The sequence below is a fragment of the Nocardia sp. N2S4-5 genome, assembly GCF_044628355.1.
GTDB lineage: Bacteria > Actinomycetota > Actinomycetes > Mycobacteriales > Mycobacteriaceae > Nocardia > Nocardia wallacei_B.
This window is the reverse complement of record NZ_JBIUPM010000001.1, coordinates 5272382-5295874: the sequence shown is the minus strand read 5'-3', so window position 1 is coordinate 5295874 and position 23493 is coordinate 5272382. Positions and strand designations below refer to the sequence as shown.

20 protein-coding genes are annotated in these 23493 nt (G+C 68.9%); 4 read left to right on the top strand and 16 right to left on the bottom strand.

Translation table 11 applies throughout. The features are described from left to right. Nucleotides 1-10: 10 nt before the first annotated feature. The 5 genes from pyrE to clpB form a co-directional block, all read right to left on the bottom strand. Nucleotides 11-556, bottom strand: coding sequence for an orotate phosphoribosyltransferase (pyrE, locus tag ACFMRZ_RS24225; RefSeq protein WP_195105407.1), 546 nt, complete (start codon nucleotides 554-556; stop codon nucleotides 11-13). A 5-nt stretch (nucleotides 557-561) separates the two neighbouring features. Next, nucleotides 562-1374 (bottom strand): SDR family oxidoreductase, encoded by an 813-nt coding sequence (locus ACFMRZ_RS24220; protein ID WP_280361622.1) that lies wholly within the window; start codon nucleotides 1372-1374, stop codon nucleotides 562-564. Between the two features lie 22 nt (nucleotides 1375-1396). Beyond that, nucleotides 1397-2578: a hypothetical protein gene (locus tag ACFMRZ_RS24215; RefSeq protein WP_400180877.1), complete on the bottom strand. Its 1182-nt coding sequence runs from the start codon at nucleotides 2576-2578 to the stop codon at nucleotides 1397-1399. Between the two features lie 81 nt (nucleotides 2579-2659). Beyond that, nucleotides 2660-3517: a DUF5666 domain-containing protein gene (locus ACFMRZ_RS24210; protein WP_400180876.1), complete on the bottom strand. Its 858-nt coding sequence runs from the start codon at nucleotides 3515-3517 to the stop codon at nucleotides 2660-2662. A gap of 115 nt (nucleotides 3518-3632) precedes the next feature. Continuing rightward, entirely contained in the window at nucleotides 3633-6188 is a 2556-nt protein-coding gene (gene clpB, locus ACFMRZ_RS24205) for an ATP-dependent chaperone ClpB (RefSeq protein WP_280273759.1), read from the bottom strand. Between the two features lie 272 nt (nucleotides 6189-6460). Here clpB and ACFMRZ_RS24200 point away from each other — a divergent pair, with 272 nt between their 5' ends. The 3 genes from ACFMRZ_RS24200 (at nucleotide 6461) to ACFMRZ_RS24190 (ending at nucleotide 9617) form a co-directional block, all read left to right on the top strand. Continuing rightward, on the top strand, nucleotides 6461-7393 hold the full coding sequence (locus ACFMRZ_RS24200; protein ID WP_400180875.1) for an NADP-dependent oxidoreductase: 933 nt from the start codon (nucleotides 6461-6463) through the stop codon (nucleotides 7391-7393). Between the two features lie 225 nt (nucleotides 7394-7618). Beyond that, nucleotides 7619-8776 carry a globin domain-containing protein gene (locus tag ACFMRZ_RS24195; RefSeq protein ID WP_280273761.1) on the top strand — a complete coding sequence of 386 codons (1158 nt, stop codon included), beginning with the start codon at nucleotides 7619-7621 and terminating at the stop codon, nucleotides 8774-8776. A gap of 58 nt (nucleotides 8777-8834) precedes the next feature. Continuing rightward, complete coding sequence (locus tag ACFMRZ_RS24190) at nucleotides 8835-9617, top strand: FAD-binding oxidoreductase (protein WP_280273762.1); 783 nt, start codon at nucleotides 8835-8837, stop codon at nucleotides 9615-9617. Nucleotides 9618-9679: 62 nt separating this feature from the next. On the opposite strand, the gene ACFMRZ_RS24185 is transcribed toward ACFMRZ_RS24190, so the two are convergent. The 10 genes from ACFMRZ_RS24185 to ACFMRZ_RS24140 form a co-directional block, all read right to left on the bottom strand. After that, complete coding sequence (locus ACFMRZ_RS24185; RefSeq protein WP_280273763.1) at nucleotides 9680-10078, bottom strand: heat shock protein transcriptional repressor HspR; 399 nt, start codon at nucleotides 10076-10078, stop codon at nucleotides 9680-9682. Next, nucleotides 10078-11262, bottom strand: coding sequence for a molecular chaperone DnaJ (gene dnaJ / locus ACFMRZ_RS24180; RefSeq protein WP_280273764.1), 1185 nt, complete (start codon nucleotides 11260-11262; stop codon nucleotides 10078-10080). The genes ACFMRZ_RS24185 and dnaJ overlap by 1 nt, the downstream gene beginning before the upstream one ends. Before the next feature lie 24 nt (nucleotides 11263-11286). Continuing rightward, the gene (gene grpE / locus ACFMRZ_RS24175; RefSeq protein ID WP_280273765.1) at nucleotides 11287-11988 is read right to left on the bottom strand and encodes a nucleotide exchange factor GrpE; all 702 of its coding nucleotides are present in this window, start codon (nucleotides 11986-11988) and stop codon (nucleotides 11287-11289) included. Continuing rightward, nucleotides 11985-13829: a molecular chaperone DnaK gene (gene dnaK, locus ACFMRZ_RS24170; RefSeq protein ID WP_280364976.1), complete on the bottom strand. Its 1845-nt coding sequence runs from the start codon at nucleotides 13827-13829 to the stop codon at nucleotides 11985-11987. Before dnaK ends, grpE begins: the two co-directional genes overlap by 4 nt. A 226-nt stretch (nucleotides 13830-14055) precedes the next feature. Then, nucleotides 14056-14832 carry a DUF1707 domain-containing protein gene (locus tag ACFMRZ_RS24165; RefSeq protein WP_400180874.1) on the bottom strand — a complete coding sequence of 259 codons (777 nt, stop codon included), beginning with the start codon at nucleotides 14830-14832 and terminating at the stop codon, nucleotides 14056-14058. 62 nt (nucleotides 14833-14894) lie between these two features. Then, nucleotides 14895-15977, bottom strand: a complete 1083-nt coding sequence (locus ACFMRZ_RS24160) for a DUF1707 domain-containing protein (protein WP_400182959.1) — start codon at nucleotides 15975-15977, stop codon at nucleotides 14895-14897. A gap of 76 nt (nucleotides 15978-16053) precedes the next feature. Further along, entirely contained in the window at nucleotides 16054-16704 is a 651-nt protein-coding gene (locus ACFMRZ_RS24155) for an endonuclease (protein ID WP_400180873.1), read from the bottom strand. A 42-nt stretch (nucleotides 16705-16746) separates the two neighbouring features. After that, on the bottom strand, nucleotides 16747-17139 hold the full coding sequence (locus ACFMRZ_RS24150) for a VOC family protein (protein WP_400180872.1): 393 nt from the start codon (nucleotides 17137-17139) through the stop codon (nucleotides 16747-16749). Continuing rightward, nucleotides 17099-18124 (bottom strand): RNA polymerase sigma factor, encoded by a 1026-nt coding sequence (locus tag ACFMRZ_RS24145; RefSeq protein ID WP_400180871.1) that lies wholly within the window; start codon nucleotides 18122-18124, stop codon nucleotides 17099-17101. The genes ACFMRZ_RS24150 and ACFMRZ_RS24145 overlap by 41 nt, the downstream gene beginning before the upstream one ends. A 321-nt stretch (nucleotides 18125-18445) precedes the next feature. Further along, nucleotides 18446-19318 (bottom strand): haloalkane dehalogenase, encoded by an 873-nt coding sequence (locus ACFMRZ_RS24140; protein ID WP_400180870.1) that lies wholly within the window; start codon nucleotides 19316-19318, stop codon nucleotides 18446-18448. Nucleotides 19319-19675: 357 nt separating this feature from the next. Here ACFMRZ_RS24140 and ACFMRZ_RS24135 point away from each other — a divergent pair, with 357 nt between their 5' ends. Further along, nucleotides 19676-20836, top strand: a complete 1161-nt coding sequence (locus ACFMRZ_RS24135; RefSeq protein WP_400180869.1) for a zinc-binding dehydrogenase — start codon at nucleotides 19676-19678, stop codon at nucleotides 20834-20836. A gap of 1026 nt (nucleotides 20837-21862) precedes the next feature. On the opposite strand, the gene ACFMRZ_RS24130 is transcribed toward ACFMRZ_RS24135, so the two are convergent. After that, nucleotides 21863-23458 carry a dynamin family protein gene (locus ACFMRZ_RS24130; protein WP_400180868.1) on the bottom strand — a complete coding sequence of 532 codons (1596 nt, stop codon included), beginning with the start codon at nucleotides 23456-23458 and terminating at the stop codon, nucleotides 21863-21865. Nucleotides 23459-23493: the final 35 nt, after the last annotated feature.

The following is a 23493-nucleotide window of genomic DNA, read 5'->3' as shown; positions in this document are numbered from 1 at the left end:
ACTGCGATATTCACCCGAGCGCCAGATCCTTCAACCCGAGAATCGAGCGGTACTCCAATCCCTCGGCGGCGATCACCTGGTCCGCGCCGGTCTCCCGGTCGACCACGGTGGCCACGCCCACCACCGTGGCACCCGCGTCGCGCAGCGCGCGCACCGCAGTGAGGGGGGAGTTGCCGGTGGTCGTGGTGTCCTCCACGACCAGCACCCGCTTGCCCGTCACCTCCGGGCCCTCGATCTGGCGCTGCATGCCGTGCGTCTTGGCGGCCTTGCGCACCACGAACGCGTCCAGCGGACGGCCGGGCGCGTGCAGCATCGCCAGCGCCACCGGGTCCGCGCCCATGGTGAGACCGCCGACAGCGTCGAAATCCCAGTCGGACACCAGTTCCCGCAGTAGCTTGCCGATCAACGGCGCCGACTGGTGCTGCAGCGTCGCCCGGCGCAGGTCGACGTAGTAGTCGGCCTCCTTGCCCGACGACAGGATGACTTTGCCGTGCACGACGGCGAGCTCGCGCACGAGCTCGGCCAATCTGTCTCGGTCCGTGGTGGACTCGATCATCGTCGTTATGTCCTTCCGCGTGCGTTGAACATGCCTCGGTTGAGGCGGACCTGCACAGACCGCGGGATCAGTCCGGCGACCGCCGTCAGCGCTTTGTACTGCACACCGGGCACGCTGATCGCCCGGTCCTTCGCCAGGTCGCGCAGCGAAGCGGCCACGACCTGATCGACACTGAGCCACATCGGTTTCGGCAGCGAAGACATTTCTATGCCTGCCCGCCGATGGAATTCGGTGCGCACGAATCCGGGACACAGGGCCTGCACCCGGACCCCGGTTCCGGCCAGTCCGCCGGCCAATCCCTCGCTGAAGGATATGACGTAGGCCTTGGAAGCCGAATAGGTCGAGCCGCGGCCGGGTACCAGCCCGGCGACGCTGGCGACGTTCACCACCGACCCCTTCGCGGCCGCGATCATCGGCGGCAGCGCGGCGCGGGTCAACCGCACCACGGAGGTGACGTTGACATCCAGTTGCGCCTGCAACCGCTCCGGATCGACTGTCCAGAACTCGCCGGTCAGGCCGAAACCCGCGTTGTTGACCAGGAATTCGACGCCCTTGCCCACGCGCTCCGCCACGCGGTCGCGGTCGGCGGCCGCGGCCAGATCGGCGCGCAGGACCTCCGATCGGGTGTCGAAGCGACGGTGTAGCTCGTCGGCCAAGGCGGTGAGCCGCTGCTCGTCGCGGGCCACCAGCACCAGGTCGTAGCCCAGCGCGGCCAAGCGCTCGGCGAAGCCCCGGCCGATACCGGAGGTGGGACCGGTGACCACGGCGACGGGACGGATGGCGCCGGGCAGGCGCGCGGCGGCAGAGGTGTCGGTCATGCAGCCATCATCCCGCACCCCGTCATCGGGGTGCGGGCCCCTGATACGGGCGGAATCCGGGATGGAACGGGCCGCCCGGTTGCTCGGGCTGCTCGACGAAATCGTCGTCGAAATCGGCTGCGGGGGAATCGCTCTCGTCGTCGTCCGGCAGTTCCTCGGCGGGCGGCCAGTCGCGGCGGACACGGTTGCGCGGGTCGGGCACGACGGCCAGTTGCGGGCGGCGCGGCGGCTCGGGTTCCGTCTCGCCGGCGATATCGCCGAGCAGCGGGGCGAAGTCGGAGTCGCCTGCCGCGTACTCGTAGCGCCGGCCCTCGTCGAAGCGGGAATCGTCATCGGCGTCGCGGTCGGCGGGAGGGCGGTCGGCGGGGGCGCGGTCGGCGTCCGGCTCGCGGTCCTCGCGGTAGCGCCGGTCCGCCACGAACTCGCGATCGTCGAAGTCCCGCTCCCCGTCGTAGGTGCGGCGGTCGGCGAACTGCGAACCCTCGTCGAAACGCGAATCCTGGTCCTGCGGCGGCTGTTCCGGCCGGGGACGACCCGGATCGTGCGGATCCGGTTCGCGCGGTTCGGCTTCCCGGCGGCCGCTGTCGCCGCCCGCCACCGGCGGCAGCACGTGCAGCAGGCCCGACAGCCGCAGCACGGCGTCGATGGCGGCCTCCCACTCCCGTGATGACGTGCCCACCGAGAGCATGCCGAGGGTCCAGTTACCCTCGCTCCACAGCTGCTGCACGGAATCCGGCAGGGATTCGATGAACGCCACCATGCGCTGATCGACGGCGTGGCGGGCGATGTCCGGGTTGGTCGCGAAGACCACCCGGCCCCCGATCGCGCCGAGCAACTCCAGATCGTGGTCCTTCGGCGGCGCGGCCGTCTTCAACCGCAGATCGATGTCGATATCGGAGCCGATCTGGCGGCGCACCGCGACCAGCGTGGCCGCGTCCTCCAGATCGAACAGCACGAATTTCTCGCCCTTGCGGTTGCCGGAGACCACGTCCACCGCGGACAGATAGCCGAGTTTGGCCATCGCGCCGCGGCGCCAGTTGGCCGCCAGCGACGGCTCGACCGAGACATAGGTGTATCCCTGGGATTTTGCCCAGACCTGCCGCACATGACCGGTCCGCTGGCGCTGGAGGCGGTCGAAATACAGCAGCACGATCGCACCCACCAGTGCGATCGCCGCGAGTCCGAACCAGATTGCTGCCGTCATCGCCACCGAGTCTAGTTCCCGCGCGCCCGGCACGGTGGGTGCCCGCCGCTGTGTCTCCTCGCCGCGCCCGACAGCGGGGTGTCAGCGGGGCGGCGTCAGCGACGTACTGATGATGATCTTGGCCTGAATCGCGCCGTCCGGGGCCTTGTCGCCCTGCACCACCACCATGTCGCCCGGGTGCAGATCGGCGACCTTGCCCGAGCCGGCCGTGATCACCTGGGTCTTGGCGTCGGTGTGCACGGTGACCAGCGAACCGAGCAGCGATTCGATAGTCAGCGCGGTGCCGTCGTTGGTGCTGATCGCGCCCATGGTCGCGCCGATGTTGTCGATGTCGCCGAGGCCGGGCAGCCCCGGCACGCTCTGCTGCGGACCGCCGGAACCGCCGGGCGGCACCACCGGCTGCCGGGTCGGGACCGGGCGGGTGGTCGTGCCCGCGGCACTGCTGGAGGACGACGAATCATTGCCCGCCAGGAACGCGCCCGCAGCGATGCCGCCGAGTACGACCAGGACGAAGATCGCGGCCGTCAGCCCGATCCACAGTCCGGTGCGCCTGCGGCGGGGCGGCTCCACCGGCAGACCGGTCGGACCGAGCTGTTGGCCGGGGGCGTTCGGCGGGCCCCCGGCCCACTGCTGCTGCCCGTACCCTGGCCCGGGTTCGTAAGCGCCCCAGGCACTGTCGTAGGGCGGTATCTCCCGGGTGGCATTGGGGCCGGGCGGTTGGTCGAAGTAGGAATACGGTTCGGCCGTCTCGTACGCCGCGGTCTGCTGATACGGGCCGTTCGAGTACGGCACCGTCGGATCGACGCCCTGGCCGTACGCCTCCGAGTACTCCGACGTGTGCAACGTCTGCTCCTCGGACCGGCCCGACGAGCCCAGTTTCTCGGTCGGCGCGTCGGGCGAATCCGGCCGCTGCGCCCACGGGTCACTCGGATTCGTCATGCCACCCAGCGTAGGTGGAGATCGGGGATACAGCAGGGATGTGCGCCGACGCCTGTTCGACCCTCCACAGCGAATGCCGTGGCCTCCGCCCGGCGGACGGAGGCCACGGACGGCGCTACTTCCCCACGATGAGGCCGTCCCCGTCCGGGGAGACGCCGACCTTCACCAGATCGCCGTCGAGGACCTCACCGGCCAGCAATTCCTTGGCGAGCGAATCGCCGATGGACTGCTGGATCAACCGGCGCAGCGGGCGGGCGCCGTAGGCGGGGTCGTACCCGCGCACGGCCAGCCAGAATCGCGCCGAATCGCTGACGTCCAGCTTCAGCCGCCGCTGCGCCAGCCGCTTCTGCAGCTGCTCCAGCTGGATGTCGACGATGTGCTCCAACTGCTCCTCGTCGAGCGACTGGAACATCACCACATCGTCGAGGCGGTTGAGGAACTCCGGCTTGAACGCCGAGCGCACGGCATTCATCACGAAATCCTTGTCGCCGCCCGCGCCCAGGTTGGAGGTGAGGATGAGGATGGTGTTGCGGAAGTCGACCGTGCGGCCCTGGCCGTCGGTCAACCGGCCCTCGTCGAGCACCTGCAGCAGGATGTCGAACACGTCCGGGTGCGCCTTCTCGATCTCGTCGAACAGCACCACCGTGTACGGCCGCCGCCGCACCGCCTCGGTCAGCTGACCGCCCTGGTCGTAGCCGACGTAGCCGGGCGGCGCGCCGACCAGCCGAGCCACCGAGTGCTTCTCGGAGTACTCGCTCATGTCGATGCGGATCATGGCGCGTTCGTCGTCGAACAGGAAGTCCGCCAACGCCTTCGCCAGCTCCGTCTTGCCGACACCGGTGGGGCCGACGAACATGAACGAGCCGGTCGGGCGGTTCGGGTCGGCGACTCCGGCGCGGGCGCGGCGCACCGCGTCGGACACGGCCTCCACCGCGTCGCGCTGACCGACCACGCGCTTGCGCAGTTCCTCCTCCATCCGCAGCAGCTTCTGGGTCTCGCCCTCGAGCATGCGGCCCACGGGGATACCGGTCCACGACGACACCACCTCGGCGATGTCGTTGGGCCCGACCTCCTCCTGCAGCATGACCTCGCCGTCGGCGGCCGTGCCGGCCTTCTTCTCGGCCTCGTCCAGCTGCTTCTCCAGCTGCGGGATGCGGCCGTAGCGCAACTCGGCGGCCTTGCCCAGATCACCGTCGCGCTCGGCGCGCTCGGATTCGCCCTTGAGCGATTCGAGTTCCTCCTTGATGACCCGCACCGAGTCGATGGCCTGCTTCTCGTTCTGCCAGCGGGCCATCAGCTGGTTGAGCTTCTCCCGGTCGTCGGCCAGCTCTTGGCGCAGCTTCTCCAGCCGCAGCTTGGAGGCCTCGTCGGTCTCCTTGGCCAGCGCCATCTCCTCGATCTCGAGCCGCCGCACGGCCCGCTCGACCTCGTCGATCTCGACGGGGCGCGAGTCGATCTCCATGCGCAGCCGCGAGGCCGACTCGTCGACCAGGTCGATCGCCTTGTCGGGCAGGAACCGGGAGGTGATGTAGCGGTCGGACAGTGTCGCCGCGGCGACCAGCGCGGAGTCGGTGATGCGCACGCCGTGGTGCACCTCGTAGCGCTCCTTGAGCCCGCGCAGGATACCGATGGTGTCCCCGACCGACGGCTCACCGACCAGCACCTGCTGGAAGCGCCGCTCCAAGGCGGCGTCCTTCTCGATGTGCCGGCGGTATTCGTCGAGCGTGGTCGCGCCGACCAGCCGCAGCTCGCCGCGAGCCAGCATCGGCTTGATCATGTTGCCCGCGTCCATCGCGGACTCGCCGGTCGCGCCCGCGCCGACGATGGTGTGCAGCTCATCGATGAAGGTGATGATCTGCCCGGCGCTCTGCTTGATCTCCTCGAGCACGGCCTTCAGCCGCTCCTCGAATTCGCCGCGATACTTCGCCCCGGCGACCATCGCGCCGAGGTCGAGGGAAACCAGTCGCTTGCCGCGCAACGACTCCGGCACGTCGCCGGCGATGATGCGCTGGGCCAGGCCCTCCACGATCGCCGTCTTGCCGACGCCCGGCTCACCGATCAGCACCGGGTTGTTCTTGGTGCGGCGGCTGAGTACCTGCACGACGCGGCGGATCTCGGTGTCGCGGCCGATGACCGGGTCGAGCTTGCCCTCGCGGGCGGCGGCGGTGAGATCGGTGGAGTACTTCTCCAGCGCCTGGTAGCTGCCCTCCGGATCGGGCGAGGTGACGCGGGCGTTGCCGCGCACGGCGGTGAACGCCTCGCGCAGCGCGTCGGCGGTGGCGCCGTACTTCAGCAGCAACTGCGACACGTCGGAGTCGCCGGCGGCCAGGCCGACCATCAGGTGCTCGGTGGAGACGTACTCGTCACCGAGTTCGGTGGCGAGCTTCTGCGCGGCGGTGATCGCGGCCAGCGCCTCGCGGCCGAGCTGCGGGGAGGTGGTGGCGCCGGTCGCCCGGGGCAGCCGGTCGACGATGTCCTGGGCCTCGCGTCGTACCGTCGCCGAATCGACCGCGACAGCCTTGAGCAGTGGGGCGGCGATGCCGTCGGTCTGATCCAGCAACGCCACCAGCAAGTGCGCCGGACGAATCTCCGGGTTGCCCGCGGCCGAGGCCGCCTGCAGGGCGGCGGTCAGCGCCGCCTGGGTCTTGGTGGTGGGATTGAACGAGTCCACAATCACCTTCCTACTTGTCGTTTCGGCTCAGCGCTGGGCGTCGTGCGCGCTGTTTCGATAGGTTCAACGCCGCATGGGTTGAGTCTGTTCCGCTCAAGTTTGCGTAATTTCCCGGCTCTGCGCAAGGACTACCCCGCTCGGACCCCGCGTCCCGCCACGGAGGAAACCGACTGCCCTGAATTGCGGCGACTTCCGCTTCGATCTGCCTACGATGGCCCTGTTCGACGCATCAACCCGCCGCCCGACAACCGTTCCCGGACGAAGGAGCAGCGATGCGCGCGATGGTGGTCCCCGAATTCGGCGGCAGCCCGGAACCGGCCGAGATGCCCACACCTGCCCCGGGCCCCGGCGACATCCAGATTCGCGTCGAGGCGGCGGGGGTCAATCCCTACGACCGCAAACTCGTCGACGGAATCCTGAAAGACCGCCTCCCCTACGACTTTCCGATGATCCCGGGCATCGACGGCGCGGGCACGGTCTCGGCGGTGGGCCCCGGCGCGACCGCGTTCGCCGTGGGCGATCGTGTGGTCGGCAAGTTCCTCGTCCCGCCGGTCGGGCACGGGACCTTCGCCGAATACATCACCGCGCCCGAGCGCCAGGCCACGCCCATTCCCGGCCAGCTCACCGCGATCCAGGCCGCCGCGCTGCCGACGGCCGGCCTCACCGCCCAGGACCTGGTGGACGCCGCCGAACTCGGCCCGGGGCAGCGGGTACTGATCAACGGCGCCGCGGGCGGGGTCGGTTCGTTCCTGGTGCAGCTGGCCAATGCCGCGGGCACGGAGGTGATCGCCACCGCGCGGCCCGCCGACGCCGACCGGATGATCCGGCTGGGCGCGACGGAGGTGGTCGACTACACCCGCGCGGCCGTCGCCGACTCGGTGCTGTTCACCCACCCCGACGGCATCGACGTGCTGTTCGACCTGGCCTCCTCCGGCCCCGAGCTGGCCGAACTCGCTCGCGTCGTGCGCCCCGGCGGCATCGTGTACAGCACCGTCATGTCCGCCGACGAGGCCGGACTGCACGCGCGCGGCCTGCACGGCGGCAACTTCGAATCCACCGGCGGCGCACCCGAATTGGGGCGGCTGCTGCGGCTGGTGGCCGCCGGCGACGTGGTGGTGCCGATCGAGGCGGTCCGCCCGCTGACCGATGCCCCGGTCGTGCTCGGTGCGCGCGGCGCGCGCGGCAAAACCGTGCTAGTACTTTGACCTGGTAACAATCACGCCGCTCGTCCACCCGGCCCGCAAACATCCCGCGCCGGGAGCGTGGAATGCCGGAAAACATGATGTTGCGGGTTTGGTCGTTTGTGATTGTGGGTAAAGCAATCCGCTCATAATCATGCGACCACGGTGTTTTCGGGGATACTTGACGCGAAGGATCGCCGTACCAGGCGGTTCCCCCGATATCTACCCCCAGAAAGGAAGCTCGACGTCGTGGATGCGCGTACGGCTGCGCTGGTCCGCGCCAACTTCCGGTCGGTGGTCGAGGCGCCGACCGGGCCCGATCGGTTGATCAGCGCGTTCTACGGGCACCTGTTCGCCGAGAACCCCCGGTTGCGCGAACTCTTCCCGCCGACGATGGACATGCAGGCCAAACGGCTCATGACAGCGATCGGATTCGTTCTCGACCATCTCGAGGATTGGGACCGCGCACAGCGCTTTCTCGAGCAACTCGCGCGCGACCATCGCAAGTACGGCGTGGAGGCAGCGCACTACGACCTGGCCGGCCGGGCCCTGGTCGCCGCGTTCCGCACCTACAACGGGCCGGTCTGGACCCGTCAGCTGGAAGAGGGCTGGCGCGACATCAGCATCCTCATCTCGGCCTCGATGGCGATCGGCGCCAATTCCGACAAGTCGCAGCCGTACTGGGAGGCGACCGTCGTCGGGCACCGCCGCGTCCTCGACGACCTGGCCATCGTGCGGCTGCAGTCGGAGAGCCCGATCCCGTACCAGGCCGGGCAGTACGTGCCGATCTCGATTCCGCAGCGGCCCAAGATGTGGCGCTACCTGTCGCCGGCCATCCCCACGAATCCGTACGGCGAGATCGAATTCCACGTCCGCAAGGTGCGGACCGGGTGGGTCAGTCCCGGCATCGTCAGCGAGACGCAGGTCGGGGACAAGTGGCTGATCGCGGGGCCGCTGGGCGGGCTGCACGTGGAACGTAACAGCGGACGCGACGTGCTGATGATCGGCTCCGGCACCGGGATCGCGCCGCTGCGCGCCCAGCTGATCGAGATGGGGCGGCGCGGCACGAATCCGCGGGTGCACTTCTTCATCGGCGGCCGGTATCCGTGCGACCTCTACGACGTCGAGAACATGTGGCAGCTGTCGCTGAGCAATCCGTGGCTGACCGTGGTTCCGGTGTGCGAGAACGAATCCAACCCGTGGTGGCATCCGTATCCGCCGGCCGACCCGCCGTTCGGAATGCACCGGCGGCTGATCGGTAATCTGGGCGCGGTGGTCGCCAGCATGGGCGCGTGGGCGGACCGGCAGATCCAGATCGCGGGGTCGGCGCGGATGATCGCCGATACCAAGCGCGCCCTGATGGCGGTCGGCACACCGGAGTGGGCGATCATGTCGGATCCGGTGTAATCACCGTCATCCCGGCCCGGCATGACGCGAAACCGTTCGACCGAAGAGGGGTAGCCCAGTGACCATCGGGCCCGACGAGACCGGTGAGATCCATCTCGACACGCAGGAATGGAACTCCACGGTGGTGGGCCATCACCGGCTGCGCCACGACCTCGCGGTGATCCGGCTGATCGGCGAGTACGTGCCGTTCACCGCCGGCCAGTCGGTGGAAGTGCAAGTGCCGCAACATCCGGGCCTGCGGCGGCGGCTGTCGCCCGCGCTGCCGCCCTCGCTGGACGGCAAGCTGGAGTTCCACGTCCGGACCGTGCCCGGCGGCTGGTGCAGCGGCTCCCTCGTCGCCGACACCCGGCCCGGCGACCAGTGGCGTCTCGGCGCGCCGGCGGGCTGGCTGACCGTGGACGACTGGGCCACCGACGTCGTGATGATCGCCGGCGGAACGGGTTTGGCGCCACTGCGCTCGCTGCTGCTGGAGCTGGCCCGCCGCCCCGAGCCGCCGCGCACCCACCTGTTCATCGGCGGCCGTTTCCCCCGCGACCTGTATGCCTCGGACATGCTGTTCCTGCTGACCCGCGAAACGCCCTGGCTCACGGTGATTCCCGTGGTGGAGAGCGCCTACGACCCGGACTGGGTGGACCAGTGGTACGAGGACTGCCGCGTGGACGTCGGTTTCGACGTCGACGAGATGCTGGAGGGCACGCTCGCCGAGGTCGTCGGCGACATGGGCCCGCTGCTCAACCATCAGGTGCTGGTGTGCGGCTCGCCGGGCATGGTCCGGGCCACCGTCGACCGGTTGATCCAGACGGGCACCCCGGCGGAAGCCATTCGCTACGAAGGGGTCTGAGGATAACGAACAGCGCCCCGGGGTTCTCCCAGAGGCGCTGTTCCACAGATTTTTTCGCGAGCCTACCGCCGCTTGTTGCGCGGCTGCCACACCACCAGAGCCGTACTGCGCTGCGGCGGAGTGAGATCCGTACGGTAGGCGGCGCGCAGCCGCTCCACCTCCGCCGTCAGCTCACGGACCCGCTCCTGCAGGCCCTCGACCTGGTTGGTGAGTTCGATGATCCGCTTGATGCCCGCCAGGTTGACGCCCTCGTCCTGGGACAACCGCTGCACCTCGCGCAGCAGCTCCACATCCCGCGCCGAGTAGCGCCGCCCGCCGCCCGAAGTGCGTTGCGGCGTCACCAGACCCAGCCGATCGTACGTGCGTAGTGTCTGCGCGTGCATACCGGCCAGTTGGGCGGCCACCGAGATCATGAAGAACTCGGTGGTATGGGTGTGAGCCTTCTTCGGATCTCCGTTCATCACGCACCTGCCCATCCAGCACGCGGGTCGAACCCGCTGGTCTTCTCCGCTTCCGCGTAGCGCCGCAGCGCCTCGGTAGCATTGTCGTCCAGCTTCTGCGGTACCGCGACCTTCACCGTGACGAGCAGGTCGCCCGCGCCGCCGCTCCGCTTGGGGACGCCGCGCCCACGTACCCGCAGGGTGCGCCCGTCGGCGGTGCCCGGCGGCACCTTCACACCGACCCGGCCCTCCAGGGTCGGCACGGAAACCGTTGTCCCCAGCACCAGTTCGGTGTAGCTGACCGGCAGCACCAGGGTCAGGTCGTCGCCGTTGCGGCCGAAGACCTTGTCCTGGCTGACGTGCACCGTCACGAACAGGTCGCCCGCGGGTGCGCCCCGCAGGCCCGCCTCGCCCTGACCGGCCAGCCGGATGCGCTGACCGTCCCGGACGCCCGGCGGGATCCGCACGGTGATGGTGCGGGTCCGGTTCTGGATGCCGGTGCCGTGGCAGTCCGAGCACGGGTCGTCGATGATCGACCCGGTACCGCGGCAGTCGTCGCAGGGCTCGCTGAATCCGAACGCGCCCTGGTTGCGGCTGACCACGCCGGTTCCGTTGCAGTGCGGGCACACTCGCGGGCTGGTGCCCGGCTTGGCGCCGCTGCCGTGACACGTGGTGCACGGCGACGGGCTGGTCATCCGCAGCGGGACGGTCACCCCCTGGGCGGCCTCGCGGAAGCCCAGGGTCGTCTCGGTCTCCACGTCGCTGCCGCGGCGCGGACGCGACGAGGTGCGCGCACCGCCGCCGCCACGATTGAACAGACCGCCCAGCAGATCGCCCAGACCGCCGTCGCCACCCGCGGCGGCCGCACCGCCGAAGATGTCGCCGAGGTTGAACTCGCCGGTGGCGAACCCGCCGGGACCGTAGGCTCCGCTACCGCCCGGCGAGAACCCGCCGCGGCCGAAACCGCCACTGGCGAACAGCCGCCGGGCCTCGTCGTACTCCTTGCGCTTCGCCGGATCCGCCAGCACGGCGTGCGCCTCGCTGACGGCCTTGAACCGCTCCTCGGCCTTGGTGTCGCCCGGATTCTTGTCCGGGTGGTTGTCACGAGCCAGCTTGCGGTAGGCCTTCTTGATGTCGTCCTGGCTCGCGCTGGAGGAAATACCCAGCTCTTTGTAGAAGTCCTTTTCCAGCCACTCCCGATTCACCGGGCATCTCCTCCTTTCCGATTCTTACGCGATGCCGTCGGCATTGTCGCCAACGTTCGGCACGTCCGGCGTCTCCACCAGATCCGCTACCCCGTCGGTGACTCCTACCAGCGCGTGCCGGAGAACTCGATCACCGAAGCGGTAACCCTTGCGCATCACTACGCCGATCACCGGGTTGTGCCCCTCGCCCTCGTGCTGCACGGCTTCGTGCAGCGTCGGGTCGAACGGCTCGCCCTCCGCGCCGAACTCCTCGAGGCCCTGCTTGGTCAGCGCGTCGACCAGCTTGTCGGCCACCGACTTCAGCGGGCCGGAGTCGAGGTCGCCGTGGGCGCGGGCGCGGTCGAGATCGTCGAGAACGCCCAGCAGTTCGGTGACCACCGCCGCCTTCGCGGTGTCGATCGTGGCCTTGCGGTCACGTTCGACGCGACGCCGGTAATTGGCGTACTCGGCGGTCAGCCGCTGCAGATCGGACGTGCGTTCGGCCAGTTCGGCACTGATCGTGTCGGCGAGGGCCGCACCGTCGCCGGACTCGGCTCCCGCGGATTCCGGGGCGGGGGCCGCGGCCTCGGCCGCGGTGTCCCCGCCCTCACCCTGCGGAGCAGAGCTTGCGGAACGACCCTCGAACCGCGGAGCGGAGCCTGCGGAGTGACCCTCGAACTCCGACGGATCGATCTTTCGCTTGTCCACGATGGTGATCGGCTCCTGTTCGGGGTTCTCGGTGGTCACTTCTTCTCCGGCTCTTCCACGACCTCGGCGTCCACGACGGTGTCGTCGGCGGCGGAATCGGACGGCGCGTCACCGTTGCTCGACGCGGCCGACTCGGCGGCCGAGGCCTCGTAGATCGCCTGACCCAGGGCCTGCGACTCGGTGGCCAGCTTCTCCACCGCCGCCTTGACGGCCGCGGTGTCGGTGCCCTTCAGCGCCTCCTTGGCCTCGCCGATGGCGGCCTCGACCTTCGACTTCACCTCCGCGGGGACCTTGTCCTCGTTGTCGGCGATGAACTTCTCGGTCTGGTGCACCAGCGACTCCGCCTGGTTGCGGGTCTCCGCCTCCTCGCGACGCGCCTTGTCTTCGGCCGCGTGCGCCTCGGCGTCCTTCACCATCCGCTCGATCTCCTCCTTGGACAGGCCGGAGCCGTCCTGGATCTTGATCGTGTTCTCCTTGCCGGTGCCCTTGTCCTTGGCGGTGACGTGGACGATGCCGTTGGCGTCGATGTCGAAGGTGACCTCGATCTGCGGCACGCCACGCGGGGCCGGCGGGATGCCGGTCAGCTCGAAGGAGCCGAGCAGCTTGTTGTGCGAGGCGATCTCGCGCTCACCCTGGAAGACCTGGATCTGCACCGACGGCTGGTTGTCGTCGGCGGTGGTGAAGGTCTCCGAGCGCTTGGTCGGGATGGTGGTGTTGCGCTCGATGAGCTTGGTCATCACGCCGCCCTTGGTCTCGATGCCCAGCGACAGCGGGGTCACATCGAGCAGCAGGACGTCCTTGACCTCACCCTTGAGCACACCGGCCTGCAGGGCGGCGCCGACGGCGACGACCTCGTCCGGGTTGACGCCCTTGTTGGGCTCCTTGCCGCCGGTCAGCTCGCGCACCAGATCGGTGACGGCCGGCATGCGGGTCGAACCACCCACCAGCACAACGTGATCGATGTCCTTGACCGAGATCCCGGCGTCCTTGATCACCGACTGGAACGGCTGCCGGGTGCGGTCGAGCAGATCCGAGGTGATCTTCTGGAACTCGGCGCGCGAGAGCTGCTCGTCGAGGAACAGCGGGTTCTTCTCCGCGTCGACGGTGATGTAGGGCAGGTTGATCGAGGTGCTCTGCGAGGAGCTGAGTTCGATCTTGGCCTTCTCGGCGGCCTCACGCAGCCGCTGCATGGCCATCTTGTCCTTGGTCAGGTCGATGCCCGAGCTGGACTTGAACTTGTCGACCAGCCAGGTGACGACCCGGTTGTCCCAGTCGTCGCCGCCGAGGTGGTTGTCACCGGAGGTCGCGCGGACCTCGACGACGCCCTCGCCGATCTCCAGCAGCGACACGTCGAAGGTGCCGCCACCGAGGTCGAAGACCAGGATGGTCTGTTCCTTCTCGCCCTTGTCCAGGCCGTACGCCAGCGCGGCGGCGGTGGGCTCGTTGACGATGCGCAGTACGTTCAGGCCCGCGATCTGGCCGGCCTCCTTGGTGGCCTGGCGCTGCGCGTCCTCGAAGTACGCGGGAACGGTGATGACCGCGTCGGTGATCTCCTCACCGAGGTAGGACTCGGCGTCGCGCTTCAGCTTCATCAGCGTGCGCGCCGAGATCTCCTGCGCGGTGTACTTCTTGTCGTCGATCTCCACGGTCCAGTCCTCGCCCATGTGGCGCTTGACGGACCGGATGGTGCGGTCGACGTTCGTGACGGCCTGGTTCTTCGCCGGCTGGCCGACCAGCACCTCGCCGTTCTTGGCGAAGGCGACGATCGACGGGGTGGTGCGCGATCCCTCCGAGTTGGCGACGACGACCGGCTCACCGCCTTCGAGAACGGCGATGACCGAGTTCGTGGTCCCGAGGTCGATACCGACCGCACGAGCCATAGTTGTTCCTCCTAATTGACGTCCTGGTGTGTGATGCGGGCGAGACCCTCGCCCCCACAACGCACGGAGCACGGTCCCAGCAACGCTGAGCGTGGTCGGCTCAATCCTGCCTGTCGATTCGTCATGAGTCAACCGAGGACTTGAGTCAGTATCACTCAACCTTGCATTGCCCTGCTCAACGAGCGGCAGGGGGCATCCATTCCCGGACCGGGAAGAAATTTTCGGCTCAGTGATGCGCGCGCGAGACCCGCAGCACCTCACCGGCCGGGGTGATCTGTAGGAAGCCGCCGCTGCCGGATCCCTTGGTGTAGATGGCGATGATCGGACCGTCGTCGAGCAGCTCGGTGGAGCGCTCGATGGCGAGGTGCGTGATCGTGGACTCCGGCGCGCCCACGCTCTGTGGCGCGCCGGCGAGGTAGCGCGCCAGCATGGGCAGATCGATCGCGCCCAGATCGAACGGCCGCGCGCGCGGATCGCGGTCGGTGGCCGACGACTCGTCGAATTCCCCACGGTAGCTGAAGGTTTGGGTACGGTCCGCGACGCCGCGTTCGACGTAGGCGAAATTCGGATGCAGGGTCAGCTCGTCGACCATCAGGTCGCCGAAGTGCGCGCGGTAGTCGGCGAGGAACGACTCGATACCCTGCGCGGTGGTCAGATCGGGCAGGCTCGAGCCGGATCCCGGCCTCTCGGTCGTCGTCGCCCCGACGAGCGCACCGATCGCCGCCGCGGCGACCACGGCGGCGATCGCCGGAATCCATCGGCGCGACCGTTGCCGCCGACGCGGGTTCACCACCGCGCTCCGGACCAAGTTGCGTGGGATCTGCAGGTCGCCGACCAGCGCGTCGAGGTCGCCGAATGTCTTGGCCCGCAAGGCCGCCGCCGTCCGGCCGGCGTGCTCGTCCGCCGTGAGCTGACCGTCGTCGCGGGCCGTGTCCAGTAGTGCACAGGCGTCCACACGATCCGCGTCGCGGACCCGCAATCCGCCGTGCCGAGTGGGGCTCACCGCGTCACGCTCGATACGCGCCGGTCCGATGATTCACTCGCGAGTGCGCCCACGGTCCATCCCTACCTGTCGAACGGGTGAACCCGTACCTTGTCACCGGCCGGGTCGGCTTCGAGATAGCCGTTCTCGCCGAATTTGTTGCCGACATACACGGTGATCTCCGGAGCGTGGGAGCTGGTGTCCGGTCCGAGATTGATGTGCGACACCGTCCCGCCGTCGACGCGGGTCTGTGCGAGGGCCTCGGAGACCAGTCTGGCGAGCACGGCCTGGTCGACGGCGGCGAGATCGAAGGTCGGGGTGTCCACCGGTCGGGTTGTCAGCTCTCCGCTGGGCAGGAAGCCGCCCCAGTAGTTCCATCGGGCCAGCCGATTCGGTTGTCCCGGCGGCGCCGCCTTCAGTGAGGCGTGCTCGGCGTGCAGGGTCAGTTCGTCGACGACGGTGGTGCCGAACTTCGCCCGATACTGCTCCCGGATCAACGCGAAGCCTTCGGCGGTGGCCGGGGAGGGCGTCGGAATCACCAGCGGCTGCACCGTTTCCGGGACGGCGCCGGAGGTGGTGACCGGCTCGGCCGCCGAACGATGCGTCGCGGCGAATCCTCCGATCGCCGCACCCACGACCGCCACGGCCGCACCCGTGACGAACAAGCCGCGGTACGAACGCGGCCGACGTGGTTCGTCCGGCGCGTCGGCCGGGCGTTGCAGATCCGCGGTCAGCTCGCCGAGGTCGCCCAGAGTCTTTGCCGCCCCGGCCAATTCGGTCAGGGCGCGATGATCGTCCGCGGACAGCTGACCGTCGCCCAGCGCGGCATCCAGGATCAGGCAGGCGTCCGCGCGGTCCTGCTCGCGGGCGCGGGCGGTCGGCGGATATGTCCCGGCCCGCTGCCGGACCCGCAGGGACGCCGGGTCGGGCAGGGAGAGATCCGCGCTCTCCGGCGACGCCTGCAAGTCGGCGACCAAGGGATGCAAGTCGGCCAAATTCTCCGCGGCTGCGGCGCGCTCGGAGCGCTCGTGATATTCGTCGGCGCCGAGTTGCCCCTCCTCATAGGCGATGTCCAGCCGGGCGCGCGTAGTCACCCGATCGACATCACGGGCCCGGAGTCGTCCCGTCTCGGCCGAGTATCCCGACGATCCGGACGATTTCGACACCACATGCGGATAGTAATGCCACCGAGTGAACCGCGATGCCCTGTTGCCCGCGGGACGGCAAGTTGACCGTTCTCGATCAGTGGGCGGCGGCGAGCACTTCGTCGGCCAGCTTGTCGTCGAGGCTGACCCGGACCAAGGCCGCGGCAAGTTCGGCGTCGTGGCCACGTTTCCCCAGGCGGTCGAGGGCCTCGGGGTCGGTGGGCAGGTGGAGTTGTTCGGCTCCCTTGCGGGCGCGCTCGTCGAAGTGCGGGCGCACCCAGGTCCAGACGTCCTGTATCTCGCGCAGGAAGATGTCCGCGCCGACCGGGCCGATGCCCTTGAACTGCTGCAACAGTTCGGCCAAGCGTTTCGGGTCGTGATCGGCCTCGTCCGCCAGCCGGCGCAGGTCGCCGCGGTACTTGTCGAGTATCAGCCTGGCGTTCTCGCCGAGCCGGGTCGCCGTGGATTCGTCGTAGCGCTTGTAGTGCCCGCGGCCCAGCGCATCGACCAGTTCCTGCCACTCGGCATCGGCGACTCGCTGCGGTGTGTCGTACCCGGAGTGGTTCAGCTCGCGGGCGGCGGCGATCGCGATCTCCGCCGAGATCCGGGCACTCAGCAACTTCGCCAATACCAGCAACTGAAACAGCGGCGCGGGCTTGTCCGCCGGCTTGATTCCGGCCTCCGCGGCGTAACTGGTCCCCGCCCGCTCCAGCAACACACGCACGACGCTGTCGTCCTGTCGACTCATATCCACACCTCCTCAGCGTCGGCGTACCCCCGGCGTCGGCGCCTACACGGGGCCCAGGAGGTCCCAGCGATTGCCCGCGATGTCGAGGAAGACAGCGATCCGGCCATACGGTTCGGTGCGGGGCCGCGTCACGAACTCGACGTTCGCTTCGGTCATTCGCGTGTACGCCTCGTCGAAGTCTTCGACTCGAAGGAAGAATCCGACGCGGCCCGCGGCCTGGTCCCCGACGGCGGCGAGCTGTCGGGCGCCGTCCGCGCGGGCGAGCAGGATCCCGGTCCGCGCGTGGGGCGGACGAACGACGACCCAGCGTTTCGGCCGACCGTCGTTGGTCAGCGACGGCACGTCCTCGACCAGGTCGAAACCGAGGGAATTCACGAAGAAGTCGATGGCGGGGTCATACTCCGCGACGACGAGGGCGATCAGATCCAAGTGCATTCGACGAGTCCTGGAGACGGTGTTCGGTGTCCTCGAGCAGTTCGGTGTCCTCGAGCAGTTCGGTGTCCTCGAGCAGTTCGGTGTCCTCGAGCAGTTCGGTGTCCTCGAGCAGTGGGAAGCGGCCGGAACGGAGGAGTCCGGCGATGGCTTCGGCGCGTGCTTGCGGGAGGGCGTAGTCGGGGTGGGCGCGGAGGACGGCGGCCGCGTCGTGGAGACGGATCATCTGGGCTTCGGCCGCGGCGGCGGTGCGGCCGCCGGGGGTCACCGGGTGGGATGCGAATTCCGGGCGGGACGGGTCGACGCGGCCGAGCGTCACCGCGCGGTCCACGCTCCGGGCACAGCGGCAGGCGGCAGCCGAGTTGGCGAGGCCGCAGGACGAGTTCAGGAAGTTGCCGAGGCGTTTCTTGGCTCGCTCCAAGCGCTTTCGGTAGGCGGCCGCAGTGGTGTCGAGAATCCAGGCGGCCTCGGCCGAACTCAGCTCGAACACGTCGCCGAGCACGAACGCGACCCGTTCCTCCCGGGACAGGCACTGCAGCATGCCCTGACTACAACTGAGCCGGACCTCCCTGATGAGCACGGTGGCCTCCGGCCCGCGATATTCCTGCTCCGCCAGCCCGTCGCGCAATCCGGCGCCGAAGTCGTCCAGCGAAAGCTGCGCCGCCTCCTGCGGACTGCGGCGACGCAGATTCAGCAGGTAATTCACGCCGATGCGATAGGCCCAGGTGGTCAACCTCGCCTCCGCCCGGAACGTACCGAGCGCGCCGAGCACCCGCAACAAGATCTCCTGCACCGCGTCCTCGGCATCCGCCGGCCGCCCCACCATCCGCAGCGCCAGCCGATACAACGGATCCCGCAACACCCGAACAACTTCCGTAACCGCCTCCCCCTCCCCCGCAACCGCCCGCGCCACCAGCGCACCTTCCGCGCGAACCGCACTGTCGGAGTCCGCTGCGCTGTCGGAGTCCGCCACCGAATCCGCTGCCATCACCACATGGTTCGCCGTGGATTCTCGGTGCGCAACCGGCTGTTTGTGGGGGAAGCCGGGAGCAACCGGTTGTCCGACCGACCGTATCGTCAGAGGATCCGTAGTCGGCGGGCTCTCTGTCACGTGGACTTTCAGGACGGTCATCAGCGCTCCCCTCGTCTCTGGCATGCTCGCCGATCGCGCACCATGACGTACATGCCGAAGCTGACGCGCCCGCCCGGCAGGTGATCATCCGGCTGGAGGCGGATGGGACCCGGCCTGGGCGGACACAATCTCGCTCGAGACGGCAATATTTGCCGCTCCGAGCGTGATTGTGGATGCTCAGGCCGGGGCATCGGTGCCGAGTAGCGCGTGCTTGACCAGCCAGTTCGCCACGGCGGATCCGATCGCGTGCGGCTGGTCCTCCGGGGCGTGATGTCCGGCCGGTCCGATGGCGGCGACTTCGGCGGAGGCGAAAGTCGCTGCGGCCCAATCGATGGACTCCTGGGAACCGAGGCCCACGCCGTTGTCCACAGCCATCAACAGCTTGGGGATTTCGGGTGAGTCCGCCATCCACCGGCCGTAGTTCTCGATGATCGCGACCACGTCGGCGGGCTCGCCGTCGAGCGGCAGTTCCCGCGGCCACACCAGCATCGGCAGGCGCGACCGCGGTGTCGGGTAGTAGCCGCGGTAGACCTCGTGCGCGGCGGGATCGAGGCTCCGGGTGGAGTGCGGCAGGTTGAATTCGATGAACATGTTCTCCTGCAACACCATTCGCTCGCCCTCCGGCGAACGGAAGCGGCGGAACAGGTCGGCGCCCAGCGGCGGCAACTCGGCCCAGCGCAGCGGCCGCAGGAAGGTCTCCACCACCGCGATCCCCCGCACTCGATCGGGATGACGTGCCGCCCAGTGCATCCCGAGCGCCCCGCCCCAATCGTGGCCCACGATCACCACCCGATCCAGGCCCAGAGCATCGAACCAGGCATCGAGGTAGCGGGCGTGGTCGACGAAACGGTATGCGCTGTCGGGCTTTCCGGAGTCACCCATGCCGATCAGATCCGGTGCCAGGGCCCGGGTCCGATCGCTCACATGCGGAATCACCGCCCGCCATAGGTGCGACGAGGTCGGATTGCCGTGCAGGAACACGACCGGGACCGCCCCGGCGCCGGTGTCGCGGTAGTCGATGAACGAGTCGAGAACGTCGATGGTGGGCATCGCCGGTGTCCTTTCGTGAGGTGCTTACATCCGGTTGGACACCGCCGTCGGGGCGCTGTGACAGCTCGATGCGGTGAGCTACGTCACAGCAGGTCCGGCCGCGGGCTGGTCCGGACGTCAGACCGGCGGCTCGGCCTGACGCTGTTGATATGTGCGGGATTCGTCTTGGTATGTGCGGGATTCGTCGCTGTGCCCGGAAACGCCTCGCACGGCATGAGGTGGATCGGAAACCGATAGGAACCCGATGCGACTGTGGCAGCGCACGGTCCGCCGAGGCATGGAAACCGGACGCACCGACCGCGTCGTGGCTCGGCGGAACCGCCGGACGCGTGCCGGTGGCCGGGGTACCGTGCGGGTATGAAGGCGGTCGTCTGTTCCGAAGGCAAGCTGGAGGTCGCGGATATCGAGGGGCCGCGGCCCGGCCGGGGGCAGGTGCTGATCAATGTCCTGCGGTGCGGGATCTGCGGCTCCGACCTGCACGCGCGGGTGCACTGCGACGATCTCGCCGAGCTGGCCGCGACCACCGGATACGACAATTTCATGCGGTCGGATCAGCGGGTGGTGCTGGGGCACGAATTCTGCGGGGAGGTCGTCGGATACGGCCCCGGCTGCCGGAAGCGGTGGCGGCCCGGCACCCGGGTGGTGGCGCTGCCGATCTTGCGGAACGGCCGCGAACCCCAGCTGACCGGCCTGTCGGCGCAGGCTCCCGGCGGTTACGCGGAACAGGTCGTCGTGCAAGAGGCGATGACCTTCGCGGTGCCGAACGGGCTGTCACCGGATCATGCCGCACTCACCGAGCCCATGTCGGTGGCCTGGCACGCGGTGCGCAAGGGCCGGGTCGGCAAGGGGCAGACGGCGTTCGTGATCGGCTGCGGCCCGATCGGTCTCGCAGTGATCAGCATGCTGCGGGCGGCCGGGGTGAAAACCATTGTCGCGAGCGATTTCTCGCCGCGTCGCCGAGAACTGGCGGTGCGTTGCGGCGCGGATGTGGTGGTCGATCCCGGGGTCGAATCGCCATGGACCGCGGTGCCGAAGAAGGGCCGCATCACCGGCGTCACCGACGTGCTGAATCTCGGCTTCGACGCGATGGAGCGGCTGCGGCGGATCCCGAATCTGCCGTGGTGGTACGCGTTTCGGCTGACGCACACGCTGAATGCCGGACCGACCGGGCCGGTGGTCTTCGAATGCGTCGGCGTGCCGGGCATCATCGACCAGATCCTCACCGCCGCACCGCCGATGACGCGGGTCGTGGTGGTCGGCGTCTGCATGGAATCCGACCGGTTCCAACCCGCGATGGCCGTCAACAAGGAAATCGAGCTGCGCTTCGCCTTCGGCTACGACCCGGGCGAGTTCCGCGACACCCTGCACATGATCGCCGACGGCAAGATAGACCCGGCCCCCTTGATCACCGGCACAGTCGGCCTGGACGGCGTAGACAACGCCTTCACCGCCCTCACCAACCCCGAGCACCACGCCAAGATCCTCATAGACCCCGCAAGCACCACCACCACACCCTGACCCCGCAAGCACCACCACACCCTCCCCCGCGACCACCTCCGTCACTTCCGCGCAAGCACCACTACACCCTCACCGCAAGCACCTCTCTCACTTCCGCAAGCATCACCACACCCTCACCGCGCAAGCACCCTTCCTCACTTCCGCGAGCACCACCACACCCTCACCGCGCAAGCACCCTCCCTCACTTCCGCAAGCACGACCGCACCTCTCCCCGCGACCACTTCCCTCCCTCCACAGGCAACGCCACACAGTCACCCCGCGGCCACCTTCCTCACCCGCAAGCACCACCGCGCCCTCGCCCCGCGAGCACCACACCCGCACCCACAAGCACCACCAAGCCCCCCACTCGCGAGCACCACGCCCTCACCGCAAGCACCTCTCTCACTTCCGCAAGCATCACCACACCCTCACCGCGCAAGCACCCTTCCTCACTTCCGCGAGCACGACCGCGCCGTCATCCCGCGAGCACGACCACGCTCGCACCCGCAAGCACCACCACGCCCACACCACCAAGCACCTCCCTCACTCCAGAAGCACCATCACGCCCTCATTCCGCGAGCACGACCACACGGGCACCCGCAAGCACCACCACGCCCGCACCCACAAGCACCTTCCTCACTCCGGAAGCATCATCACGCCCTCATTCCGGGAGCGCGGCCAACACTCGCACCCACAAGCACCACCTCACTCCGGAGAACCATCGCGCCCTCATTCCGCGAGCAACGACTACACCCTCACCTGCAAGCATCACCAAAACACCCTTCAAACCTGCGAGCATCCACCCCCGCACCTTCAACCTGCGGCCCCATCGTCCAAGGCCAGAAGGCGTCGATCTGTACGGCTGCTTCCTCAACCCAGCGCCACGGCCACCGCGGGAGCACCACCACCGCACTCAGCCTCTGCATCGGCGCGCCCGCAATGGCCGGACAGCACCGTAATTCCTCGTCGACTTCCGGCGACACTCGGACCGTCCGCACTTGTACACGGCAGCAAGAGATTCGGTCGAGCCTGGGGAACTGTGCGGGTCTAGCGCCCGGAATTACCCTGCGGCCGTATGCAGGGCAAGGGAGTCGTTTCGGGCGCGCCTAGTTGCTCCACCAGACCCTCCGCGCTCCGAGCACCGGTCTCGCAGGCGTTCGCGGTGGCGCGGTCGGCGAGCGGATGACGGGACCGGGTGCGCCACTTGTGCACGGCGGCAAGGGCTTCGGTGCGCAGTTCGGCCGCCGAAGCGGAATCCGGCAGGCCGAGGCGGGAGGGTGCGGCGATGCCGGATCCACCGATCAAACGGTGTAGTTCGGCGAGATCGTCTGCGGACAGCAGGAATTCGTCGGTGCGCAGCCGTCCGAGCAGGCGTAGCTCGGCGAATCCGTGGACGTCGGCGAGCAGGGTGCGCACTCGCGGCAGCAGCCGGTCGGCGGCCGTTCCCGGATAGCCGGTCAGGACGCGGGCCAGCGCCGTCAGCGCCGAATGCGCTTGCAATTGGTCGGCGCGATCGGCGAATTGCACTGCCAGCACCGAACGCAACTCGTCGAGCCCACTGTGCCGGGTCAATTCCACTGCGAGCGCGCCGGAGTCACGCACGCCGAGCCGGATCAGCGTGACGGCCATGCGAATTCCGAACAGGCCGAAGCGCGCGGACAGATGCGCCCGCAGGTCCGGCGCGACCGGCAGCGGCAGGTCGGGGCGGGCGAAGCGATCGGCCGACAACAGCGCGGCATTCAATTCCGCCACGGGAGCTGCGGCGAGTGCCTCGAACGCGTCGTATTCGCGCTGCCGCAGCGTGGCCGCGGCGAAGGCGAGCAGGCCCGCCACCGGAATCACGGCCTGGCACAACCCGGTTCGCTCCAGCTCGCGGGCGAAGCGGTCGGCCACCTCCCGGGCGGAATGCAGCGCGTCGATGCCGCCCGCACCGATCTCGTCGGCGCGCGAGACCACCCCGATCACACCCAGCGGTCCGGTGAATTCGGAATCACCCCGGCGCGCAGTGGTTCCCAGTTGCTCGAGCAGGTCGAGATCCGCGGAATCCAGGCGGCGCATCAGGTAGACGACGGCATCGGCGGCGGGCAGCGGATCACCGGCCGGATCGTCCGGCGTCAGCAGCCGTGTCGTCCGCAGCGAGATGTCGCGCGACAACGACGACGTGCCGGGCGTGTCGATGATGGTGGTGCGGGCCAGCGCTGCCGACGGCCAATCCACCTCGAGATGGTCGACCTCCTGCGGGCCGCCCGGACTCCAGCGCAGCGCCGACAGGTCGAAGGTCAGGCCGTGCGCTCCCGGCAGCCCGCCCACGCCGGGGACGCGGCGGACCACGACGTCGGCGCGGGCCCCACCGGCGGCCACCGCCGTCACCCGTGGCGTGGACCCGTGCCGGTACCAGGTCACCGTGCGGGTGCACTCGGTGGCGTCGGTCGGGGCGATGTCCTGCCCCGCCAGCGCGTTGAGCAGCGTCGACTTCCCGGCCTTGAGCTGACCCACCAGCGCCACGCGCAACGGCTGATCCAGCCGCCGCGCACACTCGTCCAGCAGTTCGGCCGGCCGCGACCGTGGGGCGAACGCCTGCGCCGCGGCCCCGATCAGCCGCCGTGCCTCCGGCACGATCCCGCCGGTGACCTCGAAACTCACGCGGCAACCGTACCGGAGCGTCCGGCCGGCGTCGG

What these genes read in the sequence shown, in the direction of transcription:
- pyrE (WP_195105407.1), bottom strand. Translation starts at nt 556, where the DNA reads ATGATCGAGTCCACCACGGACCGAGACAGATTGGCCGAGCTCGTGCGC.
- ACFMRZ_RS24220 (WP_280361622.1), bottom strand. Translation starts at nt 1,374, where the DNA reads ATGACCGACACCTCTGCCGCCGCGCGCCTGCCCGGCGCCATCCGTCCC.
- ACFMRZ_RS24215 (WP_400180877.1), bottom strand. Translation starts at nt 2,578, where the DNA reads ATGACGGCAGCAATCTGGTTCGGACTCGCGGCGATCGCACTGGTGGGT.
- ACFMRZ_RS24210 (WP_400180876.1), bottom strand. Translation starts at nt 3,517, where the DNA reads ATGACGAATCCGAGTGACCCGTGGGCGCAGCGGCCGGATTCGCCCGAC.
- ACFMRZ_RS24200 (WP_400180875.1), top strand. Translation starts at nt 6,461, where the DNA reads ATGCGCGCGATGGTGGTCCCCGAATTCGGCGGCAGCCCGGAACCGGCC.
- ACFMRZ_RS24185 (WP_280273763.1), bottom strand. Translation starts at nt 10,078, where the DNA reads ATGAACGGAGATCCGAAGAAGGCTCACACCCATACCACCGAGTTCTTC.
- dnaK (WP_280364976.1), bottom strand. Translation starts at nt 13,829, where the DNA reads ATGGCTCGTGCGGTCGGTATCGACCTCGGGACCACGAACTCGGTCATC.
- ACFMRZ_RS24155 (WP_400180873.1), bottom strand. Translation starts at nt 16,704, where the DNA reads ATGAGTCGACAGGACGACAGCGTCGTGCGTGTGTTGCTGGAGCGGGCG.
- ACFMRZ_RS24150 (WP_400180872.1), bottom strand. Translation starts at nt 17,139, where the DNA reads ATGCACTTGGATCTGATCGCCCTCGTCGTCGCGGAGTATGACCCCGCC.
- ACFMRZ_RS24145 (WP_400180871.1), bottom strand. Translation starts at nt 18,124, where the DNA reads ATGGCAGCGGATTCGGTGGCGGACTCCGACAGCGCAGCGGACTCCGAC.
- ACFMRZ_RS24140 (WP_400180870.1), bottom strand. Translation starts at nt 19,318, where the DNA reads ATGCCCACCATCGACGTTCTCGACTCGTTCATCGACTACCGCGACACC.
- ACFMRZ_RS24135 (WP_400180869.1), top strand. Translation starts at nt 19,676, where the DNA reads ATGAAGGCGGTCGTCTGTTCCGAAGGCAAGCTGGAGGTCGCGGATATC.